This is a genomic window from Corynebacterium ciconiae DSM 44920 (assembly GCF_030440575.1).
GTDB lineage: Bacteria > Actinomycetota > Actinomycetes > Mycobacteriales > Mycobacteriaceae > Corynebacterium > Corynebacterium ciconiae.
In genome coordinates this window covers 721,423-738,774 of record NZ_CP047189.1, presented here as the reverse complement: position 1 = coordinate 738,774, position 17,352 = coordinate 721,423, and the positions used below count along the sequence as shown (strand labels likewise).

The 17,352-nt window shown below is 61.9% G+C and carries 14 protein-coding genes and 3 tRNA genes; 7 read left to right on the top strand and 10 right to left on the bottom strand.

Annotation, left to right across the window (positions count from 1 at the left end; genetic code table 11):
• Positions 1 to 193: 193 nt before the first annotated feature.
• Positions 194 to 1,519 carry an MFS transporter gene (locus CCICO_RS03240; RefSeq protein ID WP_018019033.1) on the top strand — a complete coding sequence of 442 codons (1,326 nt, stop codon included), beginning with the start codon at positions 194 to 196 and terminating at the stop codon, positions 1,517 to 1,519.
• A complete protein-coding gene (locus CCICO_RS03235) occupies positions 1,516 to 2,367 on the top strand; it encodes a helix-turn-helix domain-containing protein (RefSeq protein ID WP_018019032.1) in 852 nt (283 codons plus the stop codon). Before CCICO_RS03240 ends, CCICO_RS03235 begins: the two co-directional genes overlap by 4 nt.
• Here CCICO_RS03235 and CCICO_RS03230 read toward each other — a convergent pair.
• The 4 genes from CCICO_RS03230 to CCICO_RS03215 all read right to left on the bottom strand — a co-directional run bounded on the left by CCICO_RS03230 (position 2,364) and on the right by CCICO_RS03215 (position 5,833).
• Entirely contained in the window at positions 2,364 to 4,208 is a 1,845-nt protein-coding gene (locus CCICO_RS03230) for an oleate hydratase (protein ID WP_018019031.1), read from the bottom strand. The genes CCICO_RS03235 and CCICO_RS03230 overlap by 4 nt on opposite strands.
• Complete coding sequence (locus CCICO_RS03225; RefSeq protein WP_018019030.1) at positions 4,205 to 5,101, bottom strand: 3-hydroxyacyl-CoA dehydrogenase; 897 nt, start codon at positions 5,099 to 5,101, stop codon at positions 4,205 to 4,207. The genes CCICO_RS03230 and CCICO_RS03225 overlap by 4 nt, the downstream gene beginning before the upstream one ends.
• A gap of 134 nt (positions 5,102 to 5,235) precedes the next feature.
• A tRNA-Val gene (locus tag CCICO_RS03220) sits at positions 5,236 to 5,308 on the bottom strand.
• A 96-nt stretch (positions 5,309 to 5,404) separates the two neighbouring features.
• Entirely contained in the window at positions 5,405 to 5,833 is a 429-nt protein-coding gene (locus CCICO_RS03215; RefSeq protein WP_018019029.1) for a DUF3052 domain-containing protein, read from the bottom strand.
• A gap of 455 nt (positions 5,834 to 6,288) precedes the next feature.
• On the opposite strand from CCICO_RS03215, the gene aceE reads away from it, so the two are divergent.
• Positions 6,289 to 9,024, top strand: a complete 2,736-nt coding sequence (aceE, locus tag CCICO_RS03210; RefSeq protein WP_018019028.1) for a pyruvate dehydrogenase (acetyl-transferring), homodimeric type — start codon at positions 6,289 to 6,291, stop codon at positions 9,022 to 9,024.
• A gap of 74 nt (positions 9,025 to 9,098) precedes the next feature.
• On the opposite strand, the gene CCICO_RS03205 is transcribed toward aceE, so the two are convergent.
• A complete protein-coding gene (locus tag CCICO_RS03205) occupies positions 9,099 to 10,118 on the bottom strand; it encodes an alpha/beta fold hydrolase (protein WP_018019027.1) in 1,020 nt (339 codons plus the stop codon).
• Between the two features lie 37 nt (positions 10,119 to 10,155).
• Between CCICO_RS03205 and CCICO_RS03200 the strand changes: the two genes are divergently transcribed.
• Both CCICO_RS03200 and CCICO_RS03195 read left to right on the top strand, forming a co-directional pair.
• Complete coding sequence (locus CCICO_RS03200; RefSeq protein ID WP_018019026.1) at positions 10,156 to 10,470, top strand: acyl carrier protein; 315 nt, start codon at positions 10,156 to 10,158, stop codon at positions 10,468 to 10,470.
• Positions 10,471 to 10,475: 5 nt separating this feature from the next.
• Entirely contained in the window at positions 10,476 to 11,339 is an 864-nt protein-coding gene (locus tag CCICO_RS03195) for an HAD-IIA family hydrolase (RefSeq protein WP_018019025.1), read from the top strand.
• Here CCICO_RS03195 and CCICO_RS03190 read toward each other — a convergent pair.
• The 5 genes from CCICO_RS03190 to CCICO_RS03170 all read right to left on the bottom strand — a co-directional run bounded on the left by CCICO_RS03190 (position 11,336) and on the right by CCICO_RS03170 (position 15,174).
• Positions 11,336 to 11,833 (bottom strand): hypothetical protein, encoded by a 498-nt coding sequence (locus CCICO_RS03190; protein ID WP_156809805.1) that lies wholly within the window; start codon positions 11,831 to 11,833, stop codon positions 11,336 to 11,338. The two genes, CCICO_RS03195 and CCICO_RS03190, sit on opposite strands and share 4 nt — an antisense overlap.
• Before the next feature lie 151 nt (positions 11,834 to 11,984).
• On the bottom strand, positions 11,985 to 12,830 hold the full coding sequence (locus CCICO_RS03185) for a serine hydrolase domain-containing protein (protein ID WP_018019023.1): 846 nt from the start codon (positions 12,828 to 12,830) through the stop codon (positions 11,985 to 11,987).
• 31 nt (positions 12,831 to 12,861) lie between these two features.
• Entirely contained in the window at positions 12,862 to 14,202 is a 1,341-nt protein-coding gene (locus CCICO_RS03180) for a dicarboxylate/amino acid:cation symporter (protein ID WP_018019022.1), read from the bottom strand.
• Between the two features lie 120 nt (positions 14,203 to 14,322).
• Positions 14,323 to 15,069, bottom strand: coding sequence for a trimeric intracellular cation channel family protein (locus CCICO_RS03175; protein WP_018019021.1), 747 nt, complete (start codon positions 15,067 to 15,069; stop codon positions 14,323 to 14,325).
• Positions 15,070 to 15,102: 33 nt separating this feature from the next.
• A tRNA-Asn gene (locus CCICO_RS03170) sits at positions 15,103 to 15,174 on the bottom strand.
• A 181-nt stretch (positions 15,175 to 15,355) separates the two neighbouring features.
• Between CCICO_RS03170 and CCICO_RS03165 the strand changes: the two genes are divergently transcribed.
• Positions 15,356 to 15,429 (top strand) — tRNA-Ile (locus tag CCICO_RS03165).
• Between the two features lie 241 nt (positions 15,430 to 15,670).
• Positions 15,671 to 17,347, top strand: a complete 1,677-nt coding sequence (locus CCICO_RS03160) for an AMP-binding protein (RefSeq protein WP_018019020.1) — start codon at positions 15,671 to 15,673, stop codon at positions 17,345 to 17,347.
• Positions 17,348 to 17,352: the final 5 nt, after the last annotated feature.

The window sequence follows — 17,352 nt, the reverse complement described above, 5'->3', positions numbered from 1 at the left end:
TTTTGTGTTCAAAATTCGCAATTTCCCCATCAGTCACACGAGCCCCACGATGGCTTGTGTTCGGGGGTGGCCCCTGCACAACTGTCTGAAACTCTCCTAAGAACGAGCGGCCCTAGCTGGGGCTTCGCCCGTATTCGCGAGCCACCCCTGCACGAGCTGCTGGCGCAGAGAGATGATTCGCATACTGGGCTGCATGAACACTGCCACGCCCTGCTTGAGCCGACGAGCGACTGCTGCCCTCCTGCTCTCGGCGCTGCTTCCCCTCATCGATTCCAGCATCGTCACTGTGCTGCTGCCCGCTATTGCCACAACTATCTCTGGCTCAGCCGCAGCGCTTCCACTGGGTATTTCAGGGTTTATACTCACCGCCACGGTGGGCATTATCGTCTCTAGCACCTGTATGCGCCGCTTCGGCACCCGAACTATATGGCAGATCGCACTCGGTGGTTTCGCATTCGCCTCTGTCGCTGTGGCCTTAAGCCCCACCGTCACTGTTTTTCTGACTGCCAGGCTGGTGCAGGGCCTCGCCTGTGGATTCATCATGCCAGCCGTGCACACGCTCGTGGTGGAAGCTGTAGGGCGTGCGGGAATGCGCGCAGCGTTGACCACCATCGGGGTCCCGGCCGTTATCGCCCCTGCCTTCGGCCCACTCTTCGGCGGACTACTGCAGGAACTCGTCGGCTGGCGTCCGCTCTTTGCTATCAACCTGCCGCTCGTCCTGCTGGCGCTCATCTTCCGCGGCAGCTTAGCCGAGCCCCAGACTCACCCAGCACCCTTGGGCATAGTGCAAGCACTCCCCGCGGTGATCGGCGGCGTGGGACTGGTGAGCGCCCTGAATTACTCCTCCTACCTACCCGCTCCAACGCTGGGTGCTGTGTTGGGAGCATCAGCGCTTCTCATTGTTCTCTTTAGTCTGCTGGATCTACACAGCGAACACCCGCTGCTGTCCGTCTCAATCTATCGCTATACCCGTTTTTCCACCACGATGATTCTATGTGTGCTCATTGGTAGCGTTTTCTATGGCAGCCTGCTGTCCACCTCACTGCATATCCACAACACGCTCGGCGGCACCACCTCGATGGCTGGAGTGGTCCTCGGCGTACAGGGTGGCGGGGCGTGGATAGCCCGGCGCGCCATGCAGACATGCTTCGCCTCCACCCCAGCGTTTCTTGTAATGGGTGCGGGCCTCGGTGTCGCGGGGGCAGCCACTCTCGGAATCCACACTATTTCCTCGATGAGCTGGGGACTTCTCGTCGCTGCTGCCCTGCGCGGGCTGGGGTTGGGAGCGTGCACCCTCGTGGCACTCTCAGCGTCCTATGAGGGTGTGCCGGATGAGCAGGCCGCAGTGGTGGGCACCCATACACGGTTGATGCTGCAGCTCGGTGGCGCACTGGGTACTGCACTGGTGGGGGCGTGGCCAGGTTCTTCTGCTGGCCTCGGCGCTGGGCTTGCTGCGGTAGCGTTGGCAGGAACTGTCCTAGCCACTATCGCGAACAGGGTGTTCAGGAGGATCGCGTGAGAGATGCAGCAGATCTGGGTCGACGCCTGCACCACGCGCGCCTCGATCGACAGCTTTCCCAAGCCGAACTGGCGCGGGGTGTGTGCTCGCCGAGTTCAATTTCTCGGTGGGAACGGGGTTGTGGATTCCCACCACCGGAGATTCTCAGCCTGCTCGCCGAGCGCCTCGGGATCACGCTGCATACACTCACCGGCCGAGGCTTCGACCCCCATACAGCCGAATCTCCCGAGGGGGTGGTCACGCTCATCCATACTGCTTTCGGTGATCCCACCGCCGACCCGCACGCCTCCCCTACTGCCGTCTGGATGCACTCGCTCGCACGCATCTCGTGGCTGCTCGATCCGTGGGTGAGCCACACGCGGTTATCCGTTCAGGATGTGCAGAATCAGCTCTGCACGCTTCATAACGCCCACCTCGCCCAGCTCACGCCAACGACTGCGGAAAGCCTCAGCATCCTCGATGCCCTGAGCGCGCTGAGGTCGACTCCCCGCGCGGCCGAAGTTCAGCAACTAGTGCAGGCGATCGCCCAAGGTGTGGATGCTCCAGCCGAGCTTCGCCGCCGCGCCCTCGACGTGGTTGTTGCCAGCTACTTGCTGGCAGGTATGCCGGTGGCCGCGGCAGAGGCGGTGGGCGCAACAGAACTCACCGCCGTCAGCCTAAGCACCTCGGTAATGCTTCAGGCTAACGGCGGTGGTGATTGTGAGGGTGTGCGCGTGTCTACTCGGCTGACGCGGCGAGATCATGAACTCACTCTCGCTGCCGGCGGAATGTCGCGTTCAACGCTGTGGTGTTCGGACGAGACCACAGATCATCTGGCAGACACGCTGCGTTCCGCGAGGCTGCTCTAGGGCAGGATGTCTTCGTAGTAGGTGTTCTTGAGGAAGCGACGGAGCACCTTCCCGCCTGGCAGCGTGCCGTTGTTCATGGTCTTGGCGCTGGCGAGCAGAGCGCGAATATCGTATTGGGCCGGCCAGATCGGTGGGATGTCCTTGTCCAGATCCAGCAGACCATACACACCCATCATCGCGGTGCGGGCGGAGCCTTCGGTGGTGAAGATGCAATCGTCCGGAGTCTCGGCAAACTGGCCCAGGAACGCCAGGTTGACGCAGCCCTCTGGGATCACCTCGGGGCGATCGCCTTTGCCGCGCGGCATGAAGAAGGCAGTCACATACGGCATGGTGGCGATGCGCACCTTGGTGCGCGCCTTGATCTCCTCGAACTGATCCATCAAGCCGAAGTGGTAGCAGTACTCCTTGAGGAGCTCCTCGCCGGTGCACTCCAGCATGGTCTTGTCGGTGGTGTCGCCCTTCTTCAGCGGGTAGAGACCATAAGCCCAGGCCACGCCCCAGTCCTTAGGCTGACCGTGGAACTGCGGCTGGCGGTTCATGGTCAACGAGATGCACCAAGAGGAATCCTGCACGGTGATGATGCCGCCGGTGACCGTTGTGCCGGAGAGCGGATCATTGCCGGAGAGTTCCTTGATGCGTCGGAGGAAGGGGTGGTCCTCGCCGATAAAGTTGAAGGAGATCGACTGCCACACTGTTTTATCGGTGTCGGCGGTGAACACATCGGGACGGCCGAAGACGGCGGATTTCTTCGCCAGATTGCGCCACAGGACCCAGCCATCCTCGGCGTCCTTGTGATAGGGAGCCGCTGTGTCCATATCGCCGTAGCCGGTGGACTCGGTGAGCGAACCATTGGTCACAAACACTAGGTCGGTGGCGCGCACCGGTATGGTCTCTTCCGCCCCTTCGCTCCCGCCGCGGGTGACCGAGCCCATGTCAGCTTCGACGGGCGCTGCGGCATCGGCCTCCGTGCGCCGGGTGACGATGCCCGTGACTACCTTGCGGTGGGCGGTGATCTCCATGTCTAGGTCAAGAACTTGGGTGTTGTACTGGAACACGACACCGCGATCCTTGAGCCAGCGCACCAGCGGCACCACAAAGGAGTCGTACTGGTTGTACTTGGAAAATCGCAGGCAGGACAGATCCGAGAAGCCCGGCAGGTACTGCAGGAAGCGATGCATGTAGCGCTTCATCTCAGTCAAGGACTGCCACTGTTCGAAGGCAAACATCGTCTTGAACAGGGTGTAGAACATCGAGTCGAGGAAGTCCTGATCGAACCAGTCCTCGATGGTCTTGTAGTAGGTGTCCTCTTCCTTCGCCAACAGCAGCCGGATGATGGCCAGCTGCCCCTTCTTGTTGATACCCATCTTGTAGGTATCTACCTTCTCGCCGCCGGAGTTGATCACGCGGCAGTTGGACTTGTTCGGATCGTTTTCATTGGTGATGCGAAACTCGTCCAGCACCGAATAGGGCTCCGGCATCTCTAAGGCGGGGATGTCCTTCATGATGTCCCAGAAGCACTCAAAGTGCTGCCCCATCTCGCGGCCGCCGCGGGCGATGAAGCCTCGCTCGGTGTCGCCGTTGCCATCGAAGGCGCCACCAGGCATGGCCAGCTCTTCGAGGATGGTGATGTTTTCTCCCGGCATCTGGCCATCGCGCACCAAATAGGCGGCCGCAATGAGGCTGGCGATGCCGCTGCCTACGAGATAGGCCTTGCGCTCTGCCACATCGGCGGGCGGTACGGGCCTGTTCTGGGTGTATCGCCCGAGGTCATTGTGCACATAGGGGTTGCCATCGGGAGACACGGGAAATGACTTTTGGTAGATCTTCTCTGTGCTGCTCACAGCTGATGTCCCTTCTCGTCATAGTCGTAGAAACCGTGGCCGGCGTTGAGACCGGTGCGGCCGGTATCGAGGTAGTTTTCTTTGAGGAATGCGGCGATCTTGGCGGACTCTTCATCGCCTTGCTTACCGCGGGTGGAGATGATGTGGTACGCGGTGGGAATGCCCACGCGGTCAAGGATTTGCAGCGGCCCCAGCGGGGAGTGGGAGGCGGTGCGCCACGTGAGGTCGATGGTGGGAGCATCAGATACCCCCTCCACGAGCAGCCGCAGCGAGGCGTTGAGCAGCGGCACGAGCAAAGTGTTGAGGATGTAGCCGGGCCATTCCTTATGGAGCGGCAGCGGGACAAGGCCGATGTCTTCGGCGAATTGCACCACGATGTCGAAGATTGCCGGGTCTGTGCCGGCATGTCCCATGACTTCACCGGTGTTGTTCTTCCAGATTTCATTGGCGAAGTGCAACGCCAAGAACTTCTCTGGCCGCCCCGTGTGCTGAGCAAAGGTGCTGGGGGCGAGAGTGGAGGTGTTGGTGCAGAGGATCGTATCCTCATCCAGATGTTCAGCCAGCTGGGAATAGAACTCGTCTTTGATGTCTGTGGACTCTGGAACTGCTTCGATCACGAGCTGGACGCCGGCGGTGGCCTCGTCCAACTGGGTGGTCATGGTGATGCGATCGCGAGCTTGATCCACCAGGGAGGTGGTGAAGGAGGTGTCGGCGACAACCTTCGGGGCGATGATGTCGAGGACTTTCTCGGCATGAGCGAGGGCATCGTCTGAGATGTCGTAGAGATGAACCGTCTTGCCAAACACTGCGCATTGGAGTGCGATCTGAGCGCCGAGGACGCCGGATCCGGCAACCATGACGGTCTGTACCTGGGTTGCGGATGTGATTGTCATGGCCCCACTCTAGGCCTGTACTGCGGCGATGCACGTTGCGGGGGAATACTATTCCCATCGTTCACTATTTCGAGTTCACAACCACCGACATGAGAAACAGCCCCACCACTGACGCAGATGAGGCTGTGAATCTGTGCGCCCTGACGGGCTCGAACCGCCGACCTGCTGGGTGTAAACCAGCTGCTCTTCCAGCTGAGCTAAAGGCGCGCACGCTCACCACAGTGAGCCGTGTCGACACAGTAGCACAGCTAGAGAGTAATTCTTAAAATCGCACACTCTAGCTGCGCGAATAGCAAAGGTGAGTTAACGCTTATAGCCACGCTGCACGAGGCAGGAGCCCTGCCAATCTCCGAGGCGTTCGGCCTTGGTCTGCACGAGCCCGGCGAGCTGAGCGGATTCTGCGATCACGCCCGGTTCGATGGTGCCGGGATGCCCAGCACCCGGGGTCAGTAGCCACACCGCGCCACTATCAGCGAGGGAGCGGATGGCATCCACTAGGCCATCGACGAGGTCTCCGTCTTCCTCGCGCCACCACAGCAGCACGACATCGCAGAGTTCGTCAGTGTCTTCTTGGAGGAGTTCGGCGCCGATGGCGTCTTCGATCGCCTCACTGATGGCGCTGTCTGCGTCTTCGTCCCAGCCGACTTCTTGGATGATGTCGCCGGACTTTACGTCCAGCAGCTGGGCATAATCTGCTCCGCTGTTCTTTGCGGCGCCGGGGGCGTCGCCCACTGCGTTGGTTCCTTCCTGAGATTTCGTTGAGGTCACCCTACTGAGACTACAGCCCTCGAAGCCTTTTATCTCATCCCAAACTAAAAATGCCCTAAGGCCTACCCCACACGTCCCACCACGCATGTGGGGATACACCCCCGCCAGCCACACACATCACCTCCCAGCCGGGTTGGCACTACCCGCCCGCCACTGCCCTGCCATGCGAAGCGCTTAGCTGCATAAAGGGCGCGGACCAATCCGCAGGCACGGGGCAAAAAGACGGGTGGGTGGCGTCGATAAGCATTGTGTACAAAAGGATCGGGGGAATGCCGTTGAACGCCGCCGTAGGATGATCCGTATTCTGTTAGGCAGACATAGTCTGCCGCGAACACCCCAGCCGCCTCCGCGCGCCCCCTTTTAGAGGGTGATGGGGTATTCAACGAAGGACCACTTTTTGACCTTAGGAGGATTTAGGCATGGCTTCCGCCGCCGGCGACAGCTCTCAAGACCAATCAAACTTCTCTCTCATTCGTGATGGCGTTGCGTCGTATCTCAATGACGTGGACCCCGAGGAGACCCGCGAGTGGCTGGAATCCCTCGATGGCATGCTCGCGGAGTCGGACATCACCCGTGCCCGCTTCCTCATGCTGCGCCTGCTGGAGCGCGCCAGCGCCCGCCGCGTGCCACTGCCGTCTCTGACCTCGACGGATTACGTGAATACCATCCCCACCAGCATGGAGCCGGAGTTTCCCGGCGACGAGACCATCGAGAAGCGTTATCGTCGCTGGATTCGCTGGAACGCCGCGATCATGGTGCACCGCGCCCAGCGCCCCGGCATCGAGGTCGGTGGCCACATCTCCACCTATGCCGGCGCTGCCCCGCTCTACGAGGTGGGCTTCAACCACTTCTTCCGCGGTAAGGACCACCCGGGCGGCGGTGACCAGATCTTCTTCCAGGGCCACGCCTCCCCCGGCATGTATGCTCGCGCCTTCCTCGAGGGGCGACTCAGTGAGGACGATCTCGATGGCTTCCGCCAAGAGGTCTCCCGCCCCCAGGGTGGTATGCCCTCCTACCCACACCCGCACCTGATGCCGAAGTTCTGGGAATTCCCCACCGTGTCCATGGGCCTGGGGCCGATGAACGCGATCTATCAGGCGCGCTTCAACCGCTACCTGCACAACCGCGGTATCAAGGACACCTCGGACCAGCATGTGTGGGCGTTCTTGGGCGACGGCGAGATGGACGAGCCCGAGTCCCGCGGCCTGATCCACATGGCTGCCCTCGACAACTTGGACAACCTCACCTTCGTGATCAACTGCAACCTGCAGCGCCTGGACGGCCCGGTGCGCGGTAACACCCAGATCATCCAGGAGCTGGAGTCCTTCTTCCGCGGCGCCGGCTGGTCCGTGGTGAAGGTTGTGTGGGGGCGCGAGTGGGACAAGCTCTTCGAGAAGGACAAGGAAGGCGCCCTGGTTCACCTGATGAACCACACCCCGGACGGCGATTTCCAAACCTTCAAAGCCAACGATGGCGCCTATGTGCGCGAACACTTCTTCGGCCGCGACGAGCGCACCGCCAAGCTGGTCGAGGACATGACCGACGAGGAGATCTGGAACCTGCGCCGCGGCGGCCACGACTACCGCAAGGTGTATGCCGCTTTCAAGCGCGCCATGGAAACCAAGGATCGCCCGACCGTGATCCTTGCGCACACCATTAAGGGCTACGGCTTGGGCCACAACTTTGAAGGCCGCAACGCCACCCACCAGATGAAGAAGCTCACCGCGGAGGATCTGAAGAAGTTCCGCGATAAGCAGGAGATCCCGATCTCCGATGAGGAACTGGAGAAGGATCCCTACCTGCCGCCGTACTACAACCCCGGGCCGGAATCCGAGGAAGTCAAGTACATGCTGGAGCGCCGCAAGGAGCTCGGCGGCTTCCTGCCGGAGCGTCGCGAAAGCTACACGCCGCTGAGTGTTCCCCCAATTGAGAAGCTGAAGTCTGCGCTTAAGGGCTCGGGTAAGCAGAAGGTGGCCACCACCATGGCGGTGGTGCGTATCTTCAAGGACCTGATGCGCGATAAGGAGCTGGCGCAGCACTTCGTGCCGATCATCCCCGATGAGGCCCGCACCTTCGGCATGGACTCGTGGTTCCCGACGCTGAAGATCTACAACCCGCACGGCCAGAACTACACCCCGGTGGATCATGACCTCATGCTCTCCTACCGCGAGGCGATCGACGGCCAGATCATGCACGAGGGCATCAACGAGGCCGGTTCTATGGGCGAGTTCATCGCCGCCGGCACCTCCTATGCCACCCACGGCGTGCCGATGATTCCGCTGTACATCTTCTACTCGATGTTCGGCTTCCAGCGCACCGGTGATTCCGTGTGGGCCGCCGCCGACCAGATGGCCCGTGGCTTCCTGCTCGGCGCCACCGCCGGCCGCACCACGCTGACCGGCGAGGGCCTGCAGCACATGGATGGTCACTCCCCCGTGCTGGCCTCCACCAACCCCTCGGTGGTCTCCTACGATCCGGCCTTCGCCTACGAGTTGGCCTATATCGTGCGCGAGGGCATCGACCGCATGTACGGCGAGGGCCGTGGCGAGGACGTGATCTACTACCTCACCATCTACAACGAGCCCACCCCGCAGCCCGCAGTGCCAGAGAACCTTGATGTCGAGGGTCTGCTCAAGGGCATCTACCTCTACGACGATGCCGCCTCCGCGAAGCACTCCGCGAACATCCTGGCCTCCGGTATCGGCATGCAGGCAGCCCTCAAGGCCCAGGAGATGCTGCGCGAGGACTACGATGTCTCCGCCAACATCTACTCGGTAACCAGCTGGAATGAGCTGGCCCGCGATGGTCAGGCCTATGAGTTGGCCGCGCTGCGCCACCCCGGCGAGAAGCACGAGCAGCCCTTCGTCACCCGCACGCTTGCCGACGCCGAGGGCCCGTTTGTGGCCGTCTCGGACTTCGCCACCACCGTGCCGGACCAGATCCGCAAGTGGGTGCCTGGCGATTACACCGTGCTGGGCGCGGATGGCTTCGGCTTCTCCGATACCCGCCCGGCGGCGCGCCGTTACTTCAACATCGACGCCGAATCCATCGTTGTGGCCACCCTGGCCGCGCTCGCCCGCGAGGGCAAGGTGGACGAGGATGTGGTGGCTCAGGCCGCCAAGGAGTACAAGCTCGACGACCCCACCGAGGCATAAACTCTCCTTAAACAAGCGCCTCCGCCCCCACCCGTTCTTTCCTCGGGTGGGGGCGGTTGTGCGCGCTGAGGGGCTTAGTCGAGCGTGTCGATCAGCTCATCGATGCAGGCGCTGAGCAGATCGGGCTGCTCTAGCGGCAGCATGTGCCCGGTGTCGGCGACCATCTTTAGCGTGGCATAGGGCCAGACTTCGTGGATGCGCTCAGATTGGCTCACGGGAGTAAAAATGTCCTTCTTACCCACCAGGATGAAGCCGGGGATGCCGCGGAGATACTGCGCTGCCTCCAGCTCCTCGTGTTCTTGAAGGTCATCGAAGAACCCGACCATGGTGGCCAAGGGGGTGTGCCGGATCATCTCCGCATGGAATTCCACGATGGGGTACTCGATATCGTGGGCCTTAAACACCGAGGTCGCGAGAGCTGGGCCGAGCAGCTCGGTGAGGGTGTCGCGGTATCCTTGGACCACATCGGGGGCGGCTTCGACCGCGTTGTAGGCCATCTCCGCGATCGGTGAGGCCAACACCTGCGGCACCCCCTGGGCGGAGAAGGAATCGATGGCGGTATCCACCAGCACGAGCCCGCGTACTCGGCCCGAAAGGTGCTCGTGATAGCGGCGCAGGAGGTTAAACACCACGAAGCCCCCAAGAGAGTGGCCCACAAGGATGAGGGGCTCGTCCTGGGTGCGGGCGTTGATGGCGGCGAAGACATCATCGGCGGCCCCAGAGATGGTGCACAGCCGTGGGTCGACCTCGCCGGTGCGCCCGTGCCCGCGCAGATCCACCGCTAGGCTGCGCACCTGGGGGTAGCGCTCGCGTAGGTGATCGATCTGCATGAAGAAGGAGTCGGCGGTGAGGGTGAAGCCGTGCACGAACACAATGGTGGCCGCGGGCTCGTTCTCGCAGCCGAGCTGGTAGTAGTGCACCGGTATGTCATCGACGGTGACGGTGCCGGTGGCGGTGGGATTGGTCAGCCCAGGGGCGTGCTGGTCCGAGGCGTGGCGATACTGGCTCTCGCGGAGCTTCTTACGCCCGCTAGGGGTGAGCCGCCACACCATGGCTTGGGTGAGCTGTTGGAAGCGGCGCGGAACAAGATCCATAAGTGTTCATCCTAGCCGCACGGTTAAGCTAGGACGCATGAGCCAACTAGGAGAACAGCTCGCCCGCGCCTTGGGCGCCCAACCGGCGGCGGCCGAGGACCCCACCGACGCCGCCGACACCCGCACCCAGATCACGCGGCTGGTTGCGAGGGTGGCCGGCATCGACCGCGAAGAGGTGGACTGTGACGCCGACTTTGTCACGGACTTAGGGCTGTCTCGGCTGCAGCTGCTGGAGTTGGCGCTGCGGGTGGAACAGGCCACCGGTGTGCAGGTGGGTGACGAGGACGCATTCACCTTCGCCACGGCAGCGGATGTGATTGCCGCTGTCGATAAGCAGAACAAGGCACAATAGAGGCTATGACTGCTCATATTTCCTTTCTGACCGACATGGACGGTGTCCTCATCCAAGAGGGCAAGATGATCGACGGCGCTGATCGTTTCATCGCCGAGCTCGAGTCCAATGACATCGAGTACATGGTGCTCACCAACAACTCGATCCACTCCCCCCGCGATCTCGCAGCTCGGCTGCGCAACACTGGCTTGGAAATCCCCGAGGAACGCATCTGGACCTCCGCGCTGTCCACCGCCCGCTTCCTCTCTAGCCAGGTGGGCGAAACCACCGCCTTCGTGGTGGGCGAATCCGGTTTGACCACCGCGATGCACGAGGCCGGTTGGATCATCTCGGATAAGGAGCCGGAGTATGTGATTCTGGGCGAGACCCGCACCTACTCTTTCGAGGCGATCACCCGCGCTATCCGCCTGATTCGCGATGGCGCTAAGTTCATCTGCACCAACCCCGATGTCACCGGCCCCTCGCCGGAGGGCATTTTGCCCGCCACCGGCGCGGTGGCTGCACTGATCACCGCCGCCACTGATCAAGAGCCCTACTTTGTGGGCAAGCCCAACCCGGTGATGATGCGCAGCGCCCTCAACGAGTTGGGAGTGCACTCGGAGTCCACCGTGATGATCGGCGACCGCATGGATACCGACGTCAAGTGCGGCCTCGAAGCCGGCATGCGTACCGTGCTGGTGCGCTCCGGCATCTCCGATGACGATTCCATCACCAAGTTCCCTTACCGTCCCACTAAGGTGGTGGATTCGGTGGCAGATCTGGTGGGCCACACCCTCGATCCCTTCGAGGATGGCTACTACTCCGACAATGCCGCGGACAGCTCCGCCCAGTCCTCGGGTAAGAAGAAGGGCTCGAAGAAGAAGAGCTAGGCCGAAACAACCCTTACGCTCGTGGTCATCCCCGTGTTGAGATCTCTACCCAGCTCACTCAGGGAGGCCGCGAGCGTTTCCAATTCCGCCGAGGTACCACTGAGCAGCTGGGAGCAACTGACGGTACGGCTTGCCGGATCGCTGCGCCACTGGGTGCACCAATTCGCCTCATAATCCACGGTGGCGCTCGCTGGCACGGCCGGCTCCGAGCGCAGGTGGGTATAAAACAGCTCTTCTACTGCCATGCGCCGCGAGCGTGGCAGTCCAGCAATGTCCACCACGGCGATCTGAACATCATCCACGGTGGGGGTAGGAAGCGCCCTCAAGGCGGGCCGCAGTGCGGCGCGGTGGGCGAAGTGATGGCGGGTGGCGGGGAAGGTCATGGTGCTGGCTCGTTTCTTCTCTGCGGGCACCTGAGTGAAGCAGGTGGCGTCGATAAGCAATGGGCATCCCCGACGACGCGGATGCCCTAAGACGAGGTGCGTCTTCCCCAACGACCTCGAAACATGGAGCGCGCGGTATGCGGCGCGCGTATAGAAGCCATAGTGCTGAACATCCCACCACCCCAGCAACCCTCAACCACCAGTTGATACCCCCTTTTTCTCAAGTGGAACTTGAGGCTCACAGCCCCCTCTGATGCTGCTCTTAGTTTTGCTGCTGCAGGGTGCGCCAGAGCTCGTCATTGAACTCGGACCACAGCGGCTTGGCCCACTCCCCAAACTCCCGATCGGTGAGAACCACCAAGGCCGTGCGGGCCTCAGGTACGCACCACATAAAGGTGCCGCTCACTCCGAAATGACCGATGGTTTCCGGCGGCATCGACGCCCCGGTCCAGTGCGGATCCTTCTCCCCCTTGATCTCGAATCCTAGCCCCCACGGGCAGGGCTTCTGCATGCCATAGCCGGGCACGATACCGATGAGCTCGGGGTACTGCACGGTGGCAAATTCGCGGCTCATCTCCTCCGACAGCAGCGAAGGAACGAGCAACTCTTGGGCAAATTTCGCCACATCGGACACACTCGATTCCCCACCATGGCCCGGCGAGCCCTTGAGCACCGTGGTGGCCATGCCCAGCGGCTGGCAGAGGGCCTCGTGGGCATAGTCCTCAAAGCCGATACCCGATTCCTGCTCCAGCAACTCAGCGAGCAGCTCGAAACCATAGGAGGAGTAGATGCGGCGCTCGCCCACCCCGCGCATGCGGTCGCCCTTATGAAAACCCACCCCTGAGGCGTGGGCCAGAAGATGGCGCACGGTAGAGCCCTCGGGGGCGGGTGCAGGAGCCGGGGTGTCGAGCTCGAAGACACCTTCCTCGACAGCAATGAGGAAGGTGTAGGCAGAAAGGAGCTTGGTCACGCTCGCGAGCGGAACCACCTTCTTGGTATCGCCGATGGTTTCGGTGAGGGTGGCCGCGCCGGTGTCGCGATCGAGCTGAACCAACGCCCCTGCGACATTATCCACGGGCCACTGCCTAATCTTCTCCAGAAGCTGCATACCCGTCATGGTAGTCGCTCGTATCTGCGGACTAGGCCCTGACTTCCGTGTCTGTGCGCTCCTCTCCGTAGGTGGAGGCACGCTCGTCGCTATAGGTGGTCTCGTCGAGGATTCCCTCGCGCTTGGCCACCACGGCCGGCACTAGGGCCTGGCCAGTGACGTTCACGGCTGTGCGCCCCATGTCGATGATCGGGTCCACCGCCAGTAGCAGCCCCACACCCGCCAGCGGCAGGCCGAGCGTAGAGAGAGTGAGTGTGAGCATGACGGTGGCGCCGGTGGTGCCGGCGGTCGCGGCCGAGCCGATCACCGAGACGAACACAATGAGCAGATAGTCCTTCACACCCAGCTCGACGCCGTAGAACTGCGCCACAAAGAGCGCGGCGATCGCCGGGTAGATGGCAGCGCAGCCGTCCATGTTGGTGGTGGCTCCGAGTGGCACCGCGAAGCTGGTGTAGCTGCGAGGCACGCCGAGCGCCTGTTCCGTGGTGCGCTCGGTCACCGGCATCACGCCCATGGAAGAACGAGTGACAAAACCGAGGGAGGTCACCGGCCACACCTTGCGATAGAAGGTGCGCACGCTCAGCCCATGCAGCGACAGCACGGCCGGATAGATACCGCCGATGACCACGGCGAGCCCAATGTAGATCGCGAGCACGAAGGCCCCGAGCGAGCCGATGGTCTCCCACCCATAGGTGGCCACGGCGCGAGCGATGAGCGCCGCCGACCCGATCGGCGCGAGGCGGATAATCCACCACAGCACCTTCTGCACTAGTGCCAGCAAAGAGCGGGAGAACTCGATCACCGGCTCAGCGGCCTTGCCCACCTGCACGGCGGCAATTCCGAAAGCGATGGAGAGCAAGAGCAGCTGCAGCACGTTGAAGTTTGGGGTGGCGCTGAGGCCATCGGCGGTATCGCTCACCTTCACGCTCAATCCGAGCATGTTTTCGGGCACGAGCGAGGTGATAAAGCCCAGCCACGAGCCCACGGTTTCCGGCTCCGCGGCACTGGAGGCATCCACGCTACTGGCCGCCCCAGGTCGTAGCACTGCGCCAATAATCAGCCCCGTGACTACCGAGGCTAGGGCGGTGAGTGCGAACCACAGGATCGTCTGCCCCGCCAGGCGGGTGGCGTTTGTGACCTCCCTCAGGTTCGCGACCGAGGTGATCACGGCGGTCACCACCAGCGGCGGGATGAGCAGCTTCAATAGGCTCACGTAGGTGGAGCCCAGAGAGCTCACGAGCCCTGTAAGCCAGGAGTCCTCGCCCATCTGGCGGGCGAAAAATCCCAGAATCATTCCGATAATGAGGCCGTAGATTACTTGCGCGCCGAAGCTGGTGAAGGTTCGCCAGCGCGGCGAGGAGGTGGCGGTCATGTGCATGGTCTTTCTTGTGGATGCTTATCGACACCCACATGCGGGCAGGCGCAGCCCGTGCTGCACCAAGCCCCTATCCTAAACCGCACCAACCTGTTCGGACAATAGAGACAAGTTTGTCTATTTCTTCGTCATGTATGTAGCCCAGGTATGCCGCGCCCGGGCTGCCATCGAGCCCCGCACCCGCCGCGGATTAACCAGAGTGCGAGTGCGCCGCCACACTCCGCGGGCGTTCAGGGTGGCATTTTGCGGCAAGACCAGCCCCATCCAGAAGGCAAAGATGGCCATGGATGCGCCCGTCGCACCCGCCACCACCATGCCCAGACCCAGCATGCCGAGGGAATGAAACACCACCAGCACGGCCGAGGCCACCAGCGCCGGCACCGCATAGAGCGGCTGACCACCAAATACGGCCGGAGGGTTGCCGGCGAATACGTCTCGAATCATGCCGCCACCGACGGCCGTGATGAGTCCAAGGAACATGGCAGAGGCTATGGGCAGATCGAAGGCCAGAGCCTTGGTAGTGCCGGTCACGGCCCAAACACCCAAGATGATGGCGTCGGCATGCACACGGAACATTGTCCACCAGCGACCCTGCAGGTCGAGCAGGAGCGCAATAAGCGCCCCCACCCCAGCCATGGGCAGGTAGATCGGGTTCGTGATCGCCGCTGGGGCGCCCTGCTGGATGAGAACATCGCGCACCATGCCGCCACCCAAGGCGGAAAATACCGCGAGAAAGAAGAAGCCCACCACGTCGAATCCGCGCTGACGGGCAATGGTGCCGCCGATAACCCCATTGAGCACAACACCAATGAGATCCAATACGGCCCAGAGGGTAAGAATGGAGGGGGCCACCAGTGCAGTCACAGACGCACACCTCCTACCCCAGACATGAAAAAGCTCCCCCAGTTGGATTCGAACCAACAACCCTTCGATTAACAGTCGAATGCTCTGCCGTTGAGCTATGGGGGATTGTGTTAACCATAAGACCGACCATGTTCCGACCTCGCTGGCAACGAGAAGTAACTATAGCCCGAGGCCTTAAACTCAGGCAAACTCCCTGCTCTTCCACTTTTTTAACCACTTGGTGACACCACTATTACTCTGCACAAGCAAGCAGCTATAATGACCATCGCGCCATGACACGGCGCGTGGGGCTGTAGCTCAGTCGGTTAGAGCCGCGGACTCATAATCCGCTGGTCCCGGGTTCGAGCCCCGGCGGCCCCACTTTCACATCTGTCACAGCACCCCACCTGCCCCACCCGTCGGGCGTGGGGGTGCTGCATATATAGCCTGCTCCCCACACCTATTAGGGCACCCTATCTTGGAAATGTCCTGCATATCCCTAAAATGTAGGTGAGCAATAGCTTTTTATCGATTTGTAACCTTGCACGTAGTGTCAGCGATACACCTAGGTGAAGCGCAAAGTCCACCGCCAGGAACCGCAGAGGAAAGGCCCTATCAGACGATGTCTCAACGCACCGCTCATGTGAGCGTAGCTACCCACGCAGATCAGCTCGTGCGCAGTATTAAGCCCTTAATCAAGGCCGGGGTGCTGCGGAATCGACCGCTCAGCGGCTGGAAGGATACGTTCACCGCTCTGAGCCGGTGGGGACTGAGCGTCTCCTCCCTCGTGGAGCAGGCAACCGCGGACTTCCCGGACCGCACCGCCATCATCGATGACTTTGGCGAGCTCACTTTCACCGAACTGCGTGATCAAGCCCGCAACATGGCCACCAACTTGGCGCTTAATGGGGTGAAGGAAGGCGATATGATCGCCATCCAGGCCCGCAACTCCCGCGGCATCATCTTGCCGCTGGCCGCTGCCGGCTACATCGGCGCGCAACCGATGATCGTCAACCCGGCATCCTCGACCACGCAGATCACCAACATCTTCAACACCTACGGCGCCGATGTGTTCATCGTGGACGCCGAATACGCCGATGTCGCCCACGCCAACCCAGACGTGCCGCACTACGTGGTGGAAGGCGCCGTGGCCGCCAACCCCGAGGACCAGGTGGATATCTCCGGTAGCCGCACCCTCTCGGAGCTGACCGCCACCCCTTCCCAGAGCTTCCAGCTACCGAAGCGCCCGAAGGCCCAGAACACTGTGATCATGTCCTCCGGCACCCGCGGCATCCCTAAGGGTGTGGTGATGCCCATTCCGCGCACCCCGAAGGCGCTCGGTGGTGTCACCCGCGTGATCCCGTGGCGCAAGAACATGACCGTGCAGGCCACCGCCTCCATTTTCCATGCGTGGGGCTATGGCAACCTGCTGGTCACCCTCATCACTGGCAGCACCCAGATCCTGCGCCGCCACTATGACCCGGCCCAGGCCGTGGCCGATTGCGCTCGCTATAACGTCAACGCCATCATTTCCTCCGCCGTGTTCCTTCGCGGTTTTGTGGCCGAGGCGAAGAACACCTCCGCCGATATTGGCCCCTTCGAGTTCATCGCCAACTCGGGCAATGCCGTTCCTGCCTACTTGGTAGAGGAGCTGGTGGATGCCTTCGGCCCGGTGCTCTACAGCCTCTACGGCTCCACCGAGCACTCGCAGATCTCGATCTCCACTTCGGAGCAGATGCTGGCCGATTCCTCCAATGCCGGCCGCCCCAATCTGGGCACCGAGCTGAAGATTTTCAAAGATGACGGATCCGAGGCGGGCGTGGGCGAGTTGGGCGAGGTCTACTCCGCCAACTCCATGACCATGCTGGGCTTCCTTTCCGATAAGTACACCCCCGTCACCCAGGACGGTCTGCTTGCTACCGGCGATCTCGGCTATCTGGACGAGGACGGTTTCCTCCACCTCGAGGGCCGCGCCGATGACATGGTGATCAAGGGTGGCGAGAATGTGTTCCCACGCGAGGTGGAGGAATATCTCGGCGCGCTCGAGGAAGTCGCCGATGTGTATGTGGCCGGTAAGCAGGACGATGTGATCGCCCACCTAGAGGCCTGGGTGGTGAAGTCCGGCTCGGCCGCAGACCTCACCAAGGACGAGCTGCGGGAGAAGGTGCGCGTGGCTCTCGCCGAGCACAATGTGCCGGAGTACATCTTCTGGGTCGACGACCTGCCGCGTAACGACAGTGGCAAGGTGGTGCCTCGCTGGCTGCCGGATCCGGCCACCTTGAACCAGAATCAGAACTAGCAGCA

What these genes read in the sequence shown, in the direction of transcription:
- CCICO_RS03240 (WP_018019033.1), top strand. Translation starts at nt 194, where the DNA reads ATGAACACTGCCACGCCCTGCTTGAGCCGACGAGCGACTGCTGCCCTC.
- CCICO_RS03195 (WP_018019025.1), top strand. Translation starts at nt 10,476, where the DNA reads ATGACTGCTCATATTTCCTTTCTGACCGACATGGACGGTGTCCTCATC.
- CCICO_RS03160 (WP_018019020.1), top strand. Translation starts at nt 15,671, where the DNA reads ATGTCTCAACGCACCGCTCATGTGAGCGTAGCTACCCACGCAGATCAG.
- aceE (WP_018019028.1), top strand. Translation starts at nt 6,289, where the DNA reads ATGGCTTCCGCCGCCGGCGACAGCTCTCAAGACCAATCAAACTTCTCT.
- CCICO_RS03180 (WP_018019022.1), bottom strand. Translation starts at nt 14,202, where the DNA reads ATGACCGCCACCTCCTCGCCGCGCTGGCGAACCTTCACCAGCTTCGGC.
- CCICO_RS03200 (WP_018019026.1), top strand. Translation starts at nt 10,156, where the DNA reads ATGAGCCAACTAGGAGAACAGCTCGCCCGCGCCTTGGGCGCCCAACCG.
- CCICO_RS03185 (WP_018019023.1), bottom strand. Translation starts at nt 12,830, where the DNA reads ATGCAGCTTCTGGAGAAGATTAGGCAGTGGCCCGTGGATAATGTCGCA.
- CCICO_RS03225 (WP_018019030.1), bottom strand. Translation starts at nt 5,101, where the DNA reads ATGACAATCACATCCGCAACCCAGGTACAGACCGTCATGGTTGCCGGA.
- CCICO_RS03205 (WP_018019027.1), bottom strand. Translation starts at nt 10,118, where the DNA reads ATGGATCTTGTTCCGCGCCGCTTCCAACAGCTCACCCAAGCCATGGTG.